Origin of the sequence: Oceanicaulis sp. LC35, assembly GCF_052055585.1 — a bacterium.
Classification (GTDB): domain Bacteria; phylum Pseudomonadota; class Alphaproteobacteria; order Caulobacterales; family Maricaulaceae; genus Oceanicaulis.
On sequence record NZ_CP170485.1, the window covers coordinates 813,860 to 829,721 of the forward strand.

The following is a 15,862-nucleotide window of genomic DNA, read 5'->3' on the forward strand; positions in this document are numbered from 1 at the left end:
ATATGTCTGACGCCTCACCCTCTCGCGCGACCTTCGTCAATGTGGGCGAACGCACCAACGTCACCGGCTCGGCGAAATTTCGCAAGCTGATCAAGGCGGGCGATTACGCCGCGGCGCTGGATGTGGCGCGCCAGCAGGTGGACGCCGGCGCCCAGATCATCGACGTGAACATGGATGAGGGCTTGCTTGATTCAAAGCAGGCCATGACGACCTTCCTCAATCTGATCGCGGCCGAGCCCGACATCGCCCGCGTGCCGATCATGATCGACAGCTCCAAATGGGAGGTAATCGAGGCGGGCCTGAAATGCGTGCAGGGCAAGGCGATCGTCAACTCGATCTCCATGAAGGAGGGCGAAGCCGACTTCCTCAAGCACGCCCGGGCCTGCAAGGATTATGGCGCGGCGGTCGTCGTGATGGCGTTCGACGAAGAAGGGCAGGCCGATACCGCCAGGCGCAAGATCGAGATTTGCGAGCGCGCGTACAAGACGCTGGTCGACAAGGTCGGCTTTGATCCCAACGACATCATCTTTGATCCGAATATTTTCGCCGTGGCGACCGGGATCGAGGAGCACAATAATTACGCGGTGGACTTCATCGAAGCCGCCCGCTGGATCCGCCAGAACCTGCCCGGCTGTCATGTCTCGGGCGGTCTGTCGAACATCTCCTTCTCCTTCCGCGGCAACGAGCCGGTGCGCCGGGCCATGCACTCGGTCTTCCTCTATCACGCCATCAAGGCGGGTATGGATATGGGGATCGTCAACGCCGGCCAGCTCGACATCTATGACGAGATCGACCCTGAACTGCGCGAGCTGGTCGAGGATGTGATCCTGAACCGTCGCGAGGATGCGACAGAGCGCCTGCTGGACGCCGCCGAGCGCTATCGCGACTCCGGTGAAGCCGCCGAGAAGCAGGACGAAGCCTGGCGCGCCCTGCCGGTGGAGGAGCGGCTCAAGCACGCCCTCGTCAAGGGCATAGACGCCTATGTGGAACAGGACACCGAGGAAGCCCGTCAGGCGGCGGAGCGCCCGCTGCACGTGATCGAAGGCCCGCTGATGGCGGGGATGAATGTGGTCGGCGACCTCTTCGGCGAGGGCAAGATGTTCCTGCCCCAGGTCGTCAAATCCGCGCGCGTTATGAAGAAGGCTGTGGCCTATCTCTTCCCCTTCATGGAGGAGGAGCGCCTCGCCAGCGGCGCCGAGGCGGAAGCCGCCGGCAAGATCATCATGGCGACCGTCAAAGGCGATGTGCACGATATCGGCAAGAATATCGTCGGCGTCGTGCTGCAGTGTAACGGCTATGATGTGGTCGATCTGGGGGTGATGGTCCCGGCGGAGAAGATTCTCGAAACCGCCCGCGCCGAGAAGGCGGACATTATCGGCCTGTCGGGCCTGATCACGCCGTCGCTGGATGAAATGGTGCATGTGGCGTCCGAGATGCAGCGTCAGGGCTTTGACCTGCCGCTGATGATCGGCGGCGCCACGACCTCGCCCGCCCACACGGCGGTGAAAATCGAGCCCGCCTATTCCAAGGCGCCGGTGATCCACACCACGGACGCCAGCCGGGCGGTGGGGATCGTCTCGCGGCTTCTGTCCAAAGAGGAGCGCCAGCCGCTCTGGGATGAAGTCTCGTCGCGCTACGCCACCATTCGCGAGACCCGCGCCCGCACCCAGGGCAGCCGCGACCGTGTAAGCCTTGAGGATGCGCGTCAGAACGCGTTCGACGCCGATGCAGGCGACTACCAGCCCGTGGCGCCGCAAAAGTCCGGCCTGACCACGATTGATGATGTGCGTCTGGCCGATCTGGTGGACTATATCGACTGGACGCCCTTCTTCTTCTCCTGGGAGCTCAAGGGCAGCTATCCGGCCATTCTTGATGATCCGAACCGCGGAGAAGCGGCGCGCAACCTGTTCAAGGATGCGCAGGCCATGCTCAAGACCATGGTCGAAGAAGACTGGCTCAAGCCGCGCGGCGTTGTGGGGCTCTGGCCCGCCAAGCGTGACGGTGATGATGTGATCGTCTTCGCTGATGAGGAACGCAACGAGGAGGCCGGGCGCTTCTTCGGTTTGCGCCAGCAGACCCGCAAGGAGGGCGACAAGCCCAACTTCTCCATCACCGATTTCGTCTCCTCAACGCAGGACGACTGGATTGGCGGTTTTGCCGTGACGGCGGGCGAGGGTGAACAGGCGATCATTGACCGCTTCAAGGCGAACAATGACGACTATTCCGAGATCCTGTTCAAATCGCTCTCGGACCGGTTTGCCGAAGCCTTCGCGGAATACCTGCACCAGCGCGTGCGCCGCTCGATCTGGGGCTATGCGCCGGATGAAGCCCTCGGCAATGAGGAGCTGATCAAGGAAGCCTATGCCGGCATCCGCCCGGCGCCGGGCTATCCCGCTCAGCCCGATCACACCGAGAAAGATGTGCTGTTCAAGCTGCTCGAAGCGACGGAGCGCACTGGCATCACCCTGACTGAAAGCTGGGCGATGAGCCCGGCCTCGTCCGTGTCGGGGCTCTATCTCGCTCATCCGGACAGTGTCTATTTTGCCGTGGGTCGGATCGCCAGGGATCAGGTCGAGGACTACGCCAGGCGCAAGGGCTGGACCCTAAAGCGGGCTGAGAAAGAGCTCGCTCCGATCCTGGGCTATGAGCCCGATGCAGACGCCGCCGCAGCAGCAGAGGCAGCGGAATAGAAAAGGGGTTGCTACATTTGTAGCATCATGATTGAGTTTCCCTCCAAAGGGAGAACTCTCATGCTCAAGATGATGCTTGCCGCCTTTGCCGCCGCCATGCCTTTGCAGTCCGCCCTGGCGCAGACAGGGGCCGAAACGGAGGCGGAGCTGCCCGGTCGGCTCGATTCCTATTTCCAGATGACGCCGGAAACGCTTGAGGGGTATGCGCCCGAAGGCAATGAACTTGGGATGACGACGCAGCTCTTCAGCTTTGTCGGGCGCGAGGATCTGACCCAGCGGCTGCAGGAGAACGCTTATAGACGCCCAGCATGTTCCGTGCTGCGTGAAGACGGATTGCAGGCAGTCGTGGAGGCGGTGGGTGACGCCCGGGTCGTGATGATCAATGAGGCGCATGACGATCCCTATCATCGCTGGGTTATCGCCCGTCTCGCCGAGGCTCTGGCGCCTGACTTCACGGTCTTTGCTGCCGAGACCTTTTCAAACGAAGGGGATGTGGAGACGCTTGTTCCAGAAGCGAGCATGGATATCGGCTGGTATTCAGGCGAGCCGATTTACGGGCGTCAGCTCAGAACGCTGGTCGACCTTGGATATCGCTTTGCGGCCTATGAAATCACGCAGGAGCAACGCCTTGTCGACCCGAGCGAAGGCTTTATGGCGAGCATTGCCGAGCGGGAAGAGGCGCAGGCGGTCAATTTTATCGCGAACGCGCTGGAGGCTTACCCGGACGCCCGCATTCTTGTTCATGTGGGCTATGCCCATCTCAGTGAAGTGGGAGGCGAGGATGATGATGACACATCGCGATGGTTCGCGGCGCGCCTGCGTGACAAGACGGGCATCGACCCTCTGACAATCACCCAGACGTCTTGCAACGTTGAGTCAGGGGCGCCGATAGCCGCCCTGACTGAAAGCCCGTTGGTTGATGGCTCGAACTTGCCTGATACCCAGAGGCAACCGGGCTGGGTGGATCTGTTTCTCGGGCGCCCGCCCATGAGCTTCACCGATGGGCGTCCCGACTGGCGCTACGAGATCGGCGATAAGCCTGTCGCCGTTCCCGAAGACTTTCTTGCTGAAGAGGGCCGCGTCATCATCGAGGCGCGCGCGCCGGGCGAAGACCTGGAGATGATCCCCGTTGAGCGGCTGATGCTCTATCCGGGTGAAACACTGCCGCTCCTGCTGCCGGAAGGTGAATGGGTGCTGACGGCCTGGACTGAGGACGGCGCATTTGGAGACCCCGTCACGGTCAGCGCGCCGTCAGCGCCCTAGCGCTTACGCCGGATCGCCATCCGCCACATGAATATCCGGGCCCAGCGGAACCACGGCGGTCGGGTTGATCATGTCGTGGCTCTCGTAATAGTGCCGCTTGGCGTGTTCGAGATTGAACAGATCGCCGACCCCGTGCTGCGTATGCAAGCGGCGGGCATAGGCATTGATGTTCGGATAGTCGATCAGGTGCTTGAGATTGGTCTTGAAGTGGCCGTGATAGACCGGATCAAACCGCACCAGCGTCGTGTAGAGTCGCCAGTCGGCTTCGGTCACATCCTCGCCCATCAGATAGGCGCGGCCGTCTGACAAGCGCTCCTCGATCCAGTCGAGCGCCTTGAAGAGCGTCGTCACCTCTTTGGCGTAAACGTCCTGAGAGGTGGCGAAGCCGGATTTGTAGACGCCGTTATTGATCTCATCATAGACGCGGGCGTTCACCGCATCGATCTCTTCTCGCAGAGCTTGCGGGTAGTAATCGCCCGGCTTGGCGCCGACATCGTCAAAGGCGGAGTTGAACATGCGGATGATGTCCGCGCTCTCATTGGAGACAATGGTGTTGGTCTTCTTGTCCCACAGCACCGGCACGGTCACCCGGCCCGAATAGTCGGACTTTGCGGCGGTATAGACCTGGTGCATGAACTCGGCGTTGTGAATGGGGTCGGCGATGACGCCGGGGCCGTCTTTGAAGGTCCAGCCGTTCTCGCGCATCAGCCAGTGCACGACTGACAGGTCGATCATGTCTTCCAGGCCCTTCAGGCGCCGGAAGATCAGGGTGCGGTGCGCCCAGGGGCAGGCGAGAGAGACATAGAGGTGATAGCGGCCCGGCTCGGCCTTGAACCCGGCCTTGCCGGTCGGTCCCGCTTCGCCGTCTGCGGTCACCCAGTTGCGGAACATGGCTTCAGAGCGTTTGAAGCTCCCGCCATTGGATTTGGTGTCATACCATTGATCATGCCAGACGCCGTCGACGAGCAATCCCATGAGTTTCTCCTTCTTTTGCGCCCCTGCAGATGAGTGAGCCGGTCTAGAACCGGCCCTGCTGGTAATCGAGCATGGCCTGACGCACCTCGCCCTCGGTGGTCATCACGAAAGGCCCGCCCCAGACGATCGGTTCGCCAATCGGCTTGCCGGCGGCCAGCATCAGCCGCGCGCCCTTGGGGCCGGCCTTGATGCGGATGGTGTCACCGCGCCCGAACACGCCGAGCTGGGCTTCGGTCAGCTTCATGCCGCCCGCTTCGACCTCGCCGGAATGGACCGCGATGAAGGCGGTCTTTGCAGCCGGGATGGGTTCCTCGAAGGTCGCGCCCGGCTCCATGCGCAGCTCGGCGTAGAGCGGGTCGACGGTGATGTCAGTCACAGGCCCCTGGACGCCGGTCGAGGTCTTGCCGGTGACGATCTTGGCGACGACGCCGTCCCGCACGTCAGAGGGGACGCGGTTCTCGTCGAACTCCTGATAGCCCGGCGCTTTCATCTTCTCGGCCTTGGGCAGGTTCACCCACAGCTGGAAGCCGCTCATCATACCGTCTTCCTGCTCGGGCATTTCAGAATGGATGATGCCGCGCGCGGCGGTCATCCATTGCACGCCGCCCGGCTCGATCACGCCCTCATGGCCCTTGTTGTCCTTGTGACGCATCCGCCCCTCGACCATGTAGGTCACCGTCTCAAAGCCGCGGTGAGGGTGGGGCGGGAAGCCCGCCAGATAATCGCCCGGATTGTCCGAGTGGAACTTGTCCAGCATCAGGAACGGGTCCAGCACCTGCAGGTCCGGCGTGCCCAGAAGCCGGGTCAGCTTGACCCCGGCGCCATCCGAGGTGGGGCGGCCTTGGGTAATTTTGATGATCGGGCGATAATGGGCGCTCATCTCAGCCTCCGTTGTCCTTGTTCGGCAACAAGATGGGGGCGCATAACCACAATGACGAGGGCGTATTCAGACAGGCAGCTTTTCCGTTTCGGGAATAATCAGCCCTTGCATCAACTCGCGATGGACGAAACCCTAAGAGCGCTGTAACGCATCGCCTTTGAATTTTTACCGGAGGAACTGACGGCATGTCCCAGGAGCCGTTCGTCCTTGGCTGGGAAGAATGGGCCGCCTTTCCCGGGCTGGCTCTTCCCGCCATCAAGGCCAAAATCGACACCGGCGCGAAGACCAGCGCTTTGCATGCCGTGGCGATCGAGCCGTTCGGTCCTGCGAACAAGCCTCAGGTCCGCTTCGTCATGCATCCCATTCCCGATCAGCCGGATCTGGAAGTGGTGTGCGCAGCGCCTGCGGTGGATCGCCGTGAGGTGACCTCGTCCAATGGCGAGACCGAGCTGCGTTGGGTGATCGAGGCGAAAGTCACGATTGGCGAGCGCACCTGGCCGATCGAAGTGACGCTGACCAACCGCGAGAACATGGCCTACCGCATGCTGCTGGGCCGTTCGGCGATTCTGGATGACATGGTGGTCAGCCCGACCCAGTCCTGCGCGCAGAAAGAGCTCAGCTATGATCTCTATCAGCACTTGCCGCGCAGCAAGCCGGTGCACCGCCCGCTCCGCATCGCCATTCTGACGCGCGAGCCGAAGAACTATTCCTCCCAGCGTCTGAAAGAGGCCGCCGAGGCTCAGGGGCACGTGGCGGAAATGATCAACACCGCGCGCTGCACCATGGCGATCAACGCCCTGTCGCCGGCGATCTATTATGACGGTCGCCGTCTGCCGCGTTATGACGCCGTCATCCCGCGCATTGGCGCGTCCATGACCAATTATGGCATGGCGGTTCTGCGTCAGTTCGCCATGACCGGCGCCTATATTCTCAATACGCCGGACGCCATTGGCGCCAGCCGGGACAAGCTCTACGCCCACCAGGTTCTGGCGCGGGCGGGTATTGGCATGCCAACAACGGCGTTCGCCCACTCGCCCAAGGACACCAAGAACCTGATCGAGCATGTGGGCGGTGCGCCGCTGGTGGTGAAGCTTCTTGAGAGCACGCAAGGACGCGGCGTCGTGCTGGCGGAAACCGGCAAGGCGGCGGAGTCCGTGATCGACGCCTTCCGCGGCCTCGACGCCAACTTCATCGTTCAGGACTTCGTCAAGGAAGCCTCGGGCGTGGACATTCGCTGCTTTGTCATTGGCGGCAAGGTGGTCGCCGCGATGAAGCGTGAGGCGCAGGCGGGCGAGTTTCGCTCCAACCTGCACCGGGGCGGTCAGGCGAGCCGGGTGCGCATTTCCAAGGAAGAACGCTCTGCGGCGGTCAAGGCCGCGCGGGCGCTGGGGCTGTCGGTTGCGGGCGTGGACATGCTGCGCTCTGACGAAGGACCAAAGGTGCTTGAGGTCAACTCATCGCCGGGGCTTGAAGGCATCGAGAAGTCGAGCGGCAAGGACGTGGCCGAAATGGTTATTCACCAGATCGAGTCCCATGTGCGCGCCCTGCACCGTCCGCCGGCCAAGCGCCGCAGCAGCAAATCCAAGGCTGCGGACTCAGCGGCCAGCGAATAGGCAGGTCCCAGGCGCTCCTCGAGCGCCTGGGAGAAAGCCTTGCTATTCAGGCATGATGACACTGTCGATGACGTGGACCACGCCGTTGGAGGCGTCCACGTCCGCGGCGATCACGTGTGCGCCGTCGACCATGACGGAGCCATCCTCGCCAACCACGACGCTCACCGTGTCACCCTGCAGGGTGGCGAGCTCGTAGGAGCCTGGAGCGACCTCTTCGGCGAAGTACTCGCCCTGAACCACATGATAGGTCAGGATCGAGGTCAGCTGGTCGCGGTTTTCCGGTTGCAGCAGGCTGTTCAGCGTGTCCTCGCCAACCGCCGCGAAGGCGTCATTGGTCGGGGCGAAGACGGTGAAGGGGCCATCGCCGGACAGGGCGTCGACCAGCTCGGCGGCCTGCAGCGCCGTCACGAGGGTCGAAAAGGTCTCGTCGCCGGTTGCGATGCTGACGATCGACGGTTGGCTGGCGTGATGATCCTTGGTCAGTTTGGGGGTGGAGGCGGCGTCGGTGTTGAGTGCGAGGGCCGGCGCAGCGAGCGCAGTGCTCAGGGCCGCAGCGGTCAGAACAGTCAAGGTACGCATGTCTGTCTCCGTAGTGAGTGTGTGAGCGGACCTGACGGACAGGCCGTCAGGCATTCCAGTCTTTCCGGAACACACTGGGGTACGGAGAGGTTGCAAATCCGGATCAGAATTTCGCACGCCATCTGTTCACGGACGCGTAATCTGACTGCGGTTTGCAGGGAAATGAGGCAGGACCCTAGATCGACGCGTCCCGGTCCGTCGGACGGAAATAGGTTTCCAGCCCGCCATCCAGATTGGCCAGCCAGGTCACGCCCGGATGCTCATGCAGTTCGGGTTCATCACTGATCGTCGCCGCTGTGATGACTTTCAGGGGCCAGTCAGGGAAGAGCGCGGCCTCACCATAGGCGATGTCCAGGATCGCGAATTCCTCGTTGCGGCGATCATCCCAGATGCTTTCCAGTATCGAGCGGATGACCTTGGGCGAGCCTTCCAGTGCATGCAGGCAGCGCTTGCCGTTCATCAGGAAAGCCGATGTGACACCCATACGGGTGTTGTACTCCGCGCTGCCGCGGATCAGCGACTCAATTTCCGCTACGCCGAGATCGGCGCGCAACACGCTTCGATACGCGACTCGGAACACCCAAGTCTCCCGCTGGATTCCTGTAAACTTGGCAGGAGGTTATGGAAAACAGCCGCTTAAAAAAGGTGTATTCGCTACAGTGAACGCATTTATTGTAAGTCTGAGCAGTTCTACGCGTATTCGGAGAGGGGTTTGACTTGTTTATGCTCCTGCGCCGCCCCCTCCGGGGGTAAGAATTTCAAGGATTTCACCAGGGTTTACGTCAATCCGGAACAGTGCATCCAGGAGTTGCCGTTCGCCATCTGCTCGCCAGAGGAACTGTGCGCCCGATTGTCCCGCCGCGCCGCCCCGAAGACCGGCAGGCTGCTCCTTGCGCCGGCCAGACAGGAGCGCCGCCTGCATGGGTTCGAGGAAGGCGATCTTGCGGATGGATCCATCCCCGCCCCTGAAGGCGCCATCACCGCCTGATCCATGGCGCACGGCGTGGGCGATGACCCGCACCGGATAACGCGCTTCGAGGACTTCCGGGTCGGTCAGGCGTGAATTGGTCATATGGGTGTGTACGGCGTTCGCGCCGGCAAAGCCTGAACCGTCGGCGTAATAACCCGCGCCTGCGCCGCCGCAGATGGTCTCGTAATACTGGCGGGTCTCATCACCGAAGGTGAAGTTGTTCATGCTGCCCTGGGCGCAGGCCATGCGGCCCGTCGCCATGAACAGGGCGTCCACCACCAGCTGGCTAGTCTCCACATTGCCGGCCACCACCGCAGCGGGCGGAACGGGATTGAGCAGGCTGCCTTCAGGCACGATCAGGGTGATGGGTTTCAGGCAGCCTTCATTGAGCGGGATGGCGTCATCCACCAGGCACCGCAGCACATAGAGCACCGCCGCGCGCGTCACCGCGCTCGGAGCGTTGAAATTGCTGGGGCGTTGTTCGGACGTGCCGGTAAAATCGATGACGGCGGTGCGTTCGGTCTGGTCAACGCTGATCCGGACTTTGATGACCGCGCCATCCTCCAGCCGCATCTCGGCCTCGCCGTCTTTCAAGGCTTCGATGACCCGGCGCACGGCGCGCTCGGCATTGTCCTGCACATGGCCCATATAGGCGCGCACGACCGCCGTGCCCTCGCTCTTGTTGAGCTTGGTCAGCTCGGCTGCGCCTTTCGAGCAGGCGGCGAGCTGGGCCTTGAGGTCGGCGATGTTCTGGGCCGGATTGCGGGCCGGATAGGCGCCGGACGCCAGAACCTTGCGCACGGCGTCCTCTTCAAATCGGCCCTGTGTGAGGATCTTCACACTGTCGAAGATCACCCCTTCCTCGTCGATGGTTTTCGAAAAGGGCGGCATGGAGCCCGGGGCGATGCCGCCGATATCGGCATGGTGCCCGCGGGAGGCGACATAGAACATGCGCTCGCCGGTCTCGTCGCACACGGGCTGGATGACGGTCACGTCGGGCAAGTGCGTGCCGCCATTATAGGGCGCGTTCACCGCCACCGCGTCGCCCGGGCCAAGATCGGGATGGGCGTCCACGGCTGCGCGCACGCTGGCGGACATTGAGCCCAGATGGACCGGCATGTGCGGCGCGTTCGCGACCAGACCGCCCTCGGCGTCAAACACCGCGCAGGAAAAGTCGAGCCGCTCCTTGATGTTCACCGAGTGGGCGGTGCGCTCGAGCACCACGCCCATCTGTTCGGCGATCGACATGAAGCGGCGGTTGAAGAGCTCCAGCCGGATCGGATCAAGGCTTGTATCGCCCGCTTGCAGCGGCGCTGCGGCTTCATGGGTCAGGACCAGCATGCCGTCGGCCAGACGGTCCGCCCGCCAGCCCGGATCAAGCACGATGGTCTGGTTGGCGTCCATGATCAGCGCCGGGCCGGAGACGCGGGCTTCAGCGCCCAAATCGCCAAGGTCGTAGACCGGCACGCTCTGCGTTTCGCCCTGAATGTGCATGGGGGCGTCCGCGCGGGGCGTGACATCCCCGGCTTGTGTGTCGAGGTCCGCTTCGGCGCGGGGCGCGCCCGCCGGGGCGCCTTCCGCATCCGCGGCGGCGGAATCCAGGATCAGTACGGCGTTCTCGGGCGTAAAGCCGAACAACTGGCTGTGCGCGGCGTCAAACTCGCGGCGCATGGTCGTCTCGTCCGCCCAGGCGACGGGCAGGGCGGTATCGGAGCCCTGAACGCGAATGCGCACTTCGCGGCTGACCTTGATGTCGCGCGCATGTTGGGACTTCAGGGACGCAAGCGCCTCGTCCTCGAGCTGGGCCAGAACCCGCTCCGCAGCTGCGAGGCCGTCTTCATCAAATACGATCTCTAGCCCGGCCTGACGCGTGTCGCGCAGCGGGGCGAGGCCGATGCCGTAGGCGGACAAAAGTCCGGCCTTGGGATGAATGAGGGCTGTGCGCATGCCCAGGGCTTCCGCCACCTTGCAGGCATGCTGGCCGCCGGCGCCGCCAAAGGCGTTGAGCGCATAGCCGCGCGGGTCCACGCCCTGGGCGGTGGAGATCTGTTTGATGGCGTCCGCCATCGCTTCAATCGCGACCGAGAGGAAGCCTTCCGCCGCCGCTTCGGGGCTTTCCAGACCCATCTTGTCCGCCAGCTTGCCAAGGGCTGAGCGCGCCGCTTCAACATCAAGCGGCTGGTCGTGCGTGGGGCCGAACACCTTGGGGAACCAGTCCGGCTGGATACGGCCCAGAACCACATTGGCGTCGGTGACCGCCGCTGGCCCGCCACGGCCATAGCAGGCCGGTCCCGGATCGGCGCCCGCGCTGCGCGGGCCGACCCGCGCGCGCTCGCCGTCAAAGTCGAGCACCGAGCCGCCGCCCGCCGCCACGGTATGCACGCTCAGCATGGGCGCGCGCAGCACCCGGCCATCAAGGCTCGCCATATCGGTGCGCGAATAGCTCTCGCCATCAAAGCGGGACACGTCGGTGGAGGTGCCGCCCATGTCAAAGCCGATGACCTTGTCATGACCGGCGGATTTGGCGGTCAGCGCCATGCCGACCACGCCGCCCGCAGGCCCTGACAGGACCGCATTACGCGCCTTGAAATGCTTCGCGCTCGACAGCCCGCCGCCTGATTGCATGAAGTAGAGGGGCGCGCCTTCAAGGCCCCGGTCCACACGGCCCACATAGTCGCGCAACACTGGTTCGAGATAGGCGTCGATCACGGCGGTGGAGGCGCGGGGAACCAGCTTGATCAGCGGGCTCGCCTCGCTGGAGCACGTCACGTGGGTGAACCCGGCTTCGCGGGCCAGTTTGGCGGCAGCCTGTTCGTGGGCGTCATTGGCGTGGGCGTTCATGTAGGCGATGGCGACGCTTTCAAATCCGTTCGCCTTTGCGCTCTTGAGCGCGGCCTTCACCGCTTCGGCGTCAAAGGCTTCGACTTCCTGTCCGTCGGTGGCGATCCGGCCTTTGACCTCAATCGTCTGCGCGGGCAGGGGGGAGGGGCGCTTGATCTCCAGGGCAAAGATGTCCGGGCGGGTCTGATCGCCAATGCTGAGGATATCGCCAAAGCCGGTCGTCACGAGGAACAGGGTCTTCGCGCCCTCCAGTTCCAGCAAGGCGTTGGTGGCTACTGTCGTGCCCATCTTCACCGCCGCCAGCACGCCCTGCGGCAGCGCTGCGCCGGTCTCAACGCCCAGCAGACGGCGCACGCCTTCGGTGGCGGCGTCTTCATAGGCGGCGGAATTGGACAGCAGCTTGAGCGCTTTCAGCTCGCCGTCCGGCGTGCGCCCGATGATGTCGGTGAACGTGCCGCCGCGATCAATCCAGATTTCCCATTCAGCTTGGGCGGCGTCAGATCGGGTCACGCAGAACTCCTTGGCGGCGAAAGTGTCAGCCAGACGCTATGAACAGCATACCTTGCCCGGACAGAGCAAGAACGCGCCCGCATGTGCGACAGGAGTCGGATGCGGGAAATCATGGCGTAAAGGCCCACTCTTGGGTATTATTTCGCGGATGCAGCGTCGTCCTTTCATCCCATGCCGCCTTGGCGGCGGCTCGCCACGGGAGGCGAGGGTATGAGCTTTTGGCGCAGACTGGCTGATTTCATTACCGGACATCACGATCCGTTCGAGTGCCGGGGCAAGGACTGCCCCCCCGGCCGCGCGGTCGATGACGCTGAATTCGCCATGGCCCTGATCGGGCTGGGCGCGAAAATGGCGAAGGCTGACGGCGTCGTGACCCGTAATGAGGAACGCGCCTTCCTGCAGGTCTTCCGCGCCCCGCCGGGCTTTGAGGATTCGCTGCGCCGCGCCTTTGATCTCGCCAAGCAGACGACGCTCGGCTTCGACGGCTATGCGCGTCGGCTGGGGCGGCGCTTCAAGGATCACCCGGCCGTGCTGGAGGACGTGCTCGACGGCCTCTTCCATATCGCCAAGGCGGATGGGCGGGTGACTCGCGACGAGGATGACTTCCTGGCGCAGGTGGCCGAATTGTTCGGGTTTTCCGAGCGCGAGTATGATCGCATCCGGGTCGGTCATCTGGGCGCGCCGGAGGATGATCCTTACGTCATACTGGGGATTGAGCGGGATGCAGACGATCAGGCGGTGAAGACGGCCTATCGACGCGTGGCGTCGCAGAATCACCCCGACCGACTGATCGCGCGCGGCGCCCCGGCGGAGATGCAGCGCATTGCGGTGGAGAAGATGGCGGTGATCAACGCCGCCTATGCTGCGATCACCCGTCAGCGCCGGATGGGCGGCGCGATCGCGGCGCCCGCTGAATGACAAATCCTTCACGCTTTGGGATCGAACATTGACCTGAGGCGTTCACTTCCCAGATGATCTTTATGAGGCTGGGACTGATGACTCACCGTGGAGAGCTTGTAATGACGCACCAACCGACCTTTGACGGAGGCAGCCTGATGAACGCAATGCGCGCCCTTCTGGCCGGTGTGGCGGCGATCGCGGTGATCGGTCTCGTGCTGGTGCTGGCGGCTTTCCTGACCATGGCGGCCTTTGTGGTCGCGGGCGTCGCGGCGGTTGGCGCGGCAGGCTATTGGGCCTGGCGCAAGCTGACCAAGGGATCGCACAAGCGCTCTGCCGACGAGACCGTGCTGGTCGCCCGTCGGGGTCCGCATGGCTGGACCGTGGACGGCGAGGATCAGCCGCGCGGCGCCTAGGCGTCACACTCTGAAAAGCATCGTGAGCGACACAGTGCTTGCAGGCGGGAGCCGGCTCGCTTAGAGCCGGTTCATGTCTTTACGCCACTTCGCACTCCTGTTTGGCATCTGTCTGGTCTGGGGCTTCAATTTCGTTGTTGCGAAATGGTCCCTGTCCGGAACTCCGGTGCTTGTTGAGGGGTTCGAGGGCAGCCCGCCCTTCTTCTTCGCGTTCCTGCGCTTCTTCCTGCTCTATGCAGTGCTGGGGCCTTGGCTGCGGCCAATCCCCAAGCGCATGGGCGCCGTGATCGGCGCAGCTCTGACCATGGGCGCGATCCAGTTCGCACTATTGTTCGTGGGATTGCGGTACGCCTCGCCCTCCGCCATCGCCATCGTGGTGCAGCTGGCCGTGCCTTTCACCACGGTGCTGTCGATCATCTTCCTGAAGGAAAAAGTGCGCTGGGTGCGCGGTTCGGGCATGGCGATCGCCTTTGTGGGGGCGGCGCTGGTGGTGTTCAAACCCGCGGAATTCTCTTTTACCGCCGGATTGATGGCGGGCGTCGGCGCCGCGTTCGCGGCGGCCGCAGGCTCCATTCTCGTGAAGAAGGCGGACATGTCCGCCATGTCACTGCAGGCCTGGATTGGTCTGATCTCCTGGCCGCCGCTGCTTGTGATGACCGTGTTGTTCGAGCGCGATCAGATCGCGGCCTCGCTTGACGGCGGCTGGCTGTTCCTGGCGTCATTGGCGTTTACCGTGCTGCTGGTGAACATTTTCGGGCACGGCTCCTTCTACTTCCTGCTGCGCCGGTATGACGCCTCGCTCATTGCGCCCATGACACTGATGGGGCCGCTGATCGGGGTTGTTCTGGGCGTGGTGCTGCTGGGCGACCCGGTGACCTGGCAGCTTATCGTTGGCGGACTGTTGGCTCTGGCGGGGGTAGGCGTGGTTGCAGCGCGTCGGGCGGAAACCGTTGGGCCGACCACGCCCATCGGACGGCCGCGCTAGGGGAGCATCATGCAGGTGATCAAGCACGTATCTCCCAATTTCAACGCGCGTCGCCTGCCGCTTTCCATGCTGGTGCTGCATTACACAGGCATGGAGACGGGCGAGGCTGCGATCGAGCGCCTGGCGGATTCTGATGCGGGCGTCAGCGCCCATTATGTTGTCGAGGAAGATGGCCGGATCATCCAGATGGTCGCCGAGGACAAGCGGGCCTGGCATGCGGGCAAAGGCGTCTGGCGCGGCTGCGAGGACGTGAACTCCGCCTCCATCGGAATCGAAATCGTCAATGGCGGGCATGATTTCGGCCTGCCCGATTATCCAGAGGCCCAGATCGAGGCGGTGCTTGCCCTTTCGCAGGCTATCCTTTCCCGCCATCCCATTGCCGCCTGCGACGTGATCGGTCATTCCGATCTGGCGCCGGATCGCAAACAGGATCCGGGCGAGAAGTTTCCCTGGAAGCGTTTCGCCGAGGCGGGCGTCGGGCTGTGGCCTGACCCTGTGAAGCCCGGCTTTGCGGCATCCTCGCCAGGCGAGGACGGGGCGTCGGTTCTGGGCTTGCGTCAGGCCCTGCTTGAGATTGGTTATGGCGTGGATCCGGCGGGCGCGTATGACGACGCGTTGAAGTCGGTCGTTCTGGCGTTCCAGCGGCGCTTCCGTCCGGGTGAGCTTACAGGTGTCGCGGATGAGGCGACGTGCGCCCTTGTCGAGGGGCTTCGCCGGAAGGTGACATCTGTCACCCCGAAAAGGTGACGCCTGCAACCTGATCGCCGGGGCAGGGCCGGGCAGTATGGGGACAACGAAGCAAAGGAGCTTGCCCCATGTTGTTGCCCCTGATCGCCATTCTGGGCTCTGTGTCCGTCACTGTCAGCACTGAGAACCCTGAGGGCGACATGTATGTCTCGATCTGCTCGGAAAGCACCTTCCTGAGCGGCGCCTGTGAGCATGGACAGCGCCGGGCCGCCTCGGCTGAAGATGTGTTCGTGTTCGAGGATGTGCCGGCGGGCCAGTGGGCCGTGCAGGTCTGGCGTGACCCGGAAGGGGATGGCGAGATGCGCACCATGGCCTATGGCATCCCCGCTGAGCCGATCACCATTTCCAATGACCCGCCGATGAATTTCGGCCCGCCGCAGTTTGCCGATGCAGCGGTCACGGTCACCGAAGAAGGCGCTGAAATCGCGCTTTCCGTGAACTGACATAGCCTGCCTCGCTATGGGAAGACTGGCCGTCGCGCTTGACCGCGGCGGCC

13 protein-coding genes are annotated in these 15,862 nt (G+C 63.4%); 8 read left to right on the forward strand and 5 right to left on the reverse strand.

The genetic code is table 11. The features are described from left to right. The first annotated feature begins 2 nt into the window (after positions 1-2). Both metH and ACFELO_RS03795 read left to right on the forward strand, forming a co-directional pair. On the forward strand, positions 3-2,690 hold the full coding sequence (gene metH / locus ACFELO_RS03790; RefSeq protein ID WP_440959246.1) for a methionine synthase: 2,688 nt from the start codon (positions 3-5) through the stop codon (positions 2,688-2,690). A gap of 60 nt (positions 2,691-2,750) precedes the next feature. Next, a complete protein-coding gene (locus ACFELO_RS03795; RefSeq protein WP_440959247.1) occupies positions 2,751-3,953 on the forward strand; it encodes a hypothetical protein in 1,203 nt (400 codons plus the stop codon). Positions 3,954-3,956: 3 nt separating this feature from the next. Here ACFELO_RS03795 and ACFELO_RS03800 read toward each other — a convergent pair whose 3' ends face one another. Beyond that, the gene (locus tag ACFELO_RS03800; RefSeq protein ID WP_440959248.1) at positions 3,957-4,928 is read right to left on the reverse strand and encodes a glutathione S-transferase family protein; all 972 of its coding nucleotides are present in this window, start codon (positions 4,926-4,928) and stop codon (positions 3,957-3,959) included. Between the two features lie 43 nt (positions 4,929-4,971). Next, a complete protein-coding gene (locus ACFELO_RS03805) occupies positions 4,972-5,808 on the reverse strand; it encodes a pirin family protein (RefSeq protein WP_440959249.1) in 837 nt (278 codons plus the stop codon). Positions 5,809-5,993: 185 nt separating this feature from the next. Here ACFELO_RS03805 and rimK point away from each other — a divergent pair, with 185 nt between their 5' ends. After that, entirely contained in the window at positions 5,994-7,421 is a 1,428-nt protein-coding gene (gene rimK, locus ACFELO_RS03810; protein WP_440959250.1) for a 30S ribosomal protein S6--L-glutamate ligase, read from the forward strand. A gap of 42 nt (positions 7,422-7,463) precedes the next feature. Here the strand turns inward: rimK and ACFELO_RS03815 are convergent, their stop codons facing one another. The 3 genes from ACFELO_RS03815 to ACFELO_RS03825 all read right to left on the reverse strand — a co-directional run bounded on the left by ACFELO_RS03815 (position 7,464) and on the right by ACFELO_RS03825 (position 12,321). Next, positions 7,464-8,000, reverse strand: coding sequence for a fasciclin domain-containing protein (locus ACFELO_RS03815; RefSeq protein ID WP_440959251.1), 537 nt, complete (start codon positions 7,998-8,000; stop codon positions 7,464-7,466). Positions 8,001-8,175: 175 nt separating this feature from the next. Continuing rightward, a complete protein-coding gene (locus tag ACFELO_RS03820; RefSeq protein ID WP_440959252.1) occupies positions 8,176-8,580 on the reverse strand; it encodes a BLUF domain-containing protein in 405 nt (134 codons plus the stop codon). A 141-nt stretch (positions 8,581-8,721) separates the two neighbouring features. Next, positions 8,722-12,321, reverse strand: a complete 3,600-nt coding sequence (locus ACFELO_RS03825; protein WP_440959253.1) for a hydantoinase B/oxoprolinase family protein — start codon at positions 12,319-12,321, stop codon at positions 8,722-8,724. Positions 12,322-12,531: 210 nt separating this feature from the next. Here ACFELO_RS03825 and ACFELO_RS03830 point away from each other — a divergent pair, with 210 nt between their 5' ends. From ACFELO_RS03830 to ACFELO_RS03850, 5 genes are all read left to right on the forward strand, one after another. Next, the gene (locus ACFELO_RS03830; RefSeq protein WP_440959254.1) at positions 12,532-13,239 is read left to right on the forward strand and encodes a TerB family tellurite resistance protein; all 708 of its coding nucleotides are present in this window, start codon (positions 12,532-12,534) and stop codon (positions 13,237-13,239) included. Positions 13,240-13,340: 101 nt separating this feature from the next. Continuing rightward, the gene (locus tag ACFELO_RS03835) at positions 13,341-13,634 is read left to right on the forward strand and encodes a hypothetical protein (RefSeq protein ID WP_440959255.1); all 294 of its coding nucleotides are present in this window, start codon (positions 13,341-13,343) and stop codon (positions 13,632-13,634) included. Between the two features lie 73 nt (positions 13,635-13,707). After that, complete coding sequence (locus ACFELO_RS03840; RefSeq protein ID WP_440959256.1) at positions 13,708-14,619, forward strand: DMT family transporter; 912 nt, start codon at positions 13,708-13,710, stop codon at positions 14,617-14,619. Between the two features lie 9 nt (positions 14,620-14,628). Beyond that, complete coding sequence (locus tag ACFELO_RS03845; RefSeq protein ID WP_440959257.1) at positions 14,629-15,366, forward strand: N-acetylmuramoyl-L-alanine amidase; 738 nt, start codon at positions 14,629-14,631, stop codon at positions 15,364-15,366. Between the two features lie 68 nt (positions 15,367-15,434). Continuing rightward, positions 15,435-15,809 (forward strand): DUF2141 domain-containing protein, encoded by a 375-nt coding sequence (locus tag ACFELO_RS03850; RefSeq protein ID WP_440959258.1) that lies wholly within the window; start codon positions 15,435-15,437, stop codon positions 15,807-15,809. Positions 15,810-15,862 lie beyond the last annotated feature (53 nt).

Excerpts from the sequence above, each read along its gene's own strand:
- metH (WP_440959246.1), top strand. The coding sequence starts at position 3 with ATGTCTGACGCCTCACCCTCTCGCGCGACCTTCGTCAATGTGGGCGAA.
- ACFELO_RS03795 (WP_440959247.1), top strand. The coding sequence starts at position 2,751 with ATGCTCAAGATGATGCTTGCCGCCTTTGCCGCCGCCATGCCTTTGCAG.
- ACFELO_RS03800 (WP_440959248.1), bottom strand. The coding sequence starts at position 4,928 with ATGGGATTGCTCGTCGACGGCGTCTGGCATGATCAATGGTATGACACC.
- ACFELO_RS03805 (WP_440959249.1), bottom strand. The coding sequence starts at position 5,808 with ATGAGCGCCCATTATCGCCCGATCATCAAAATTACCCAAGGCCGCCCC.
- rimK (WP_440959250.1), top strand. The coding sequence starts at position 5,994 with ATGTCCCAGGAGCCGTTCGTCCTTGGCTGGGAAGAATGGGCCGCCTTT.
- ACFELO_RS03815 (WP_440959251.1), bottom strand. The coding sequence starts at position 8,000 with ATGCGTACCTTGACTGTTCTGACCGCTGCGGCCCTGAGCACTGCGCTC.
- ACFELO_RS03830 (WP_440959254.1), top strand. The coding sequence starts at position 12,532 with ATGAGCTTTTGGCGCAGACTGGCTGATTTCATTACCGGACATCACGAT.
- ACFELO_RS03835 (WP_440959255.1), top strand. The coding sequence starts at position 13,341 with ATGACGCACCAACCGACCTTTGACGGAGGCAGCCTGATGAACGCAATG.
- ACFELO_RS03840 (WP_440959256.1), top strand. The coding sequence starts at position 13,708 with ATGTCTTTACGCCACTTCGCACTCCTGTTTGGCATCTGTCTGGTCTGG.
- ACFELO_RS03845 (WP_440959257.1), top strand. The coding sequence starts at position 14,629 with ATGCAGGTGATCAAGCACGTATCTCCCAATTTCAACGCGCGTCGCCTG.
- ACFELO_RS03850 (WP_440959258.1), top strand. The coding sequence starts at position 15,435 with ATGTTGTTGCCCCTGATCGCCATTCTGGGCTCTGTGTCCGTCACTGTC.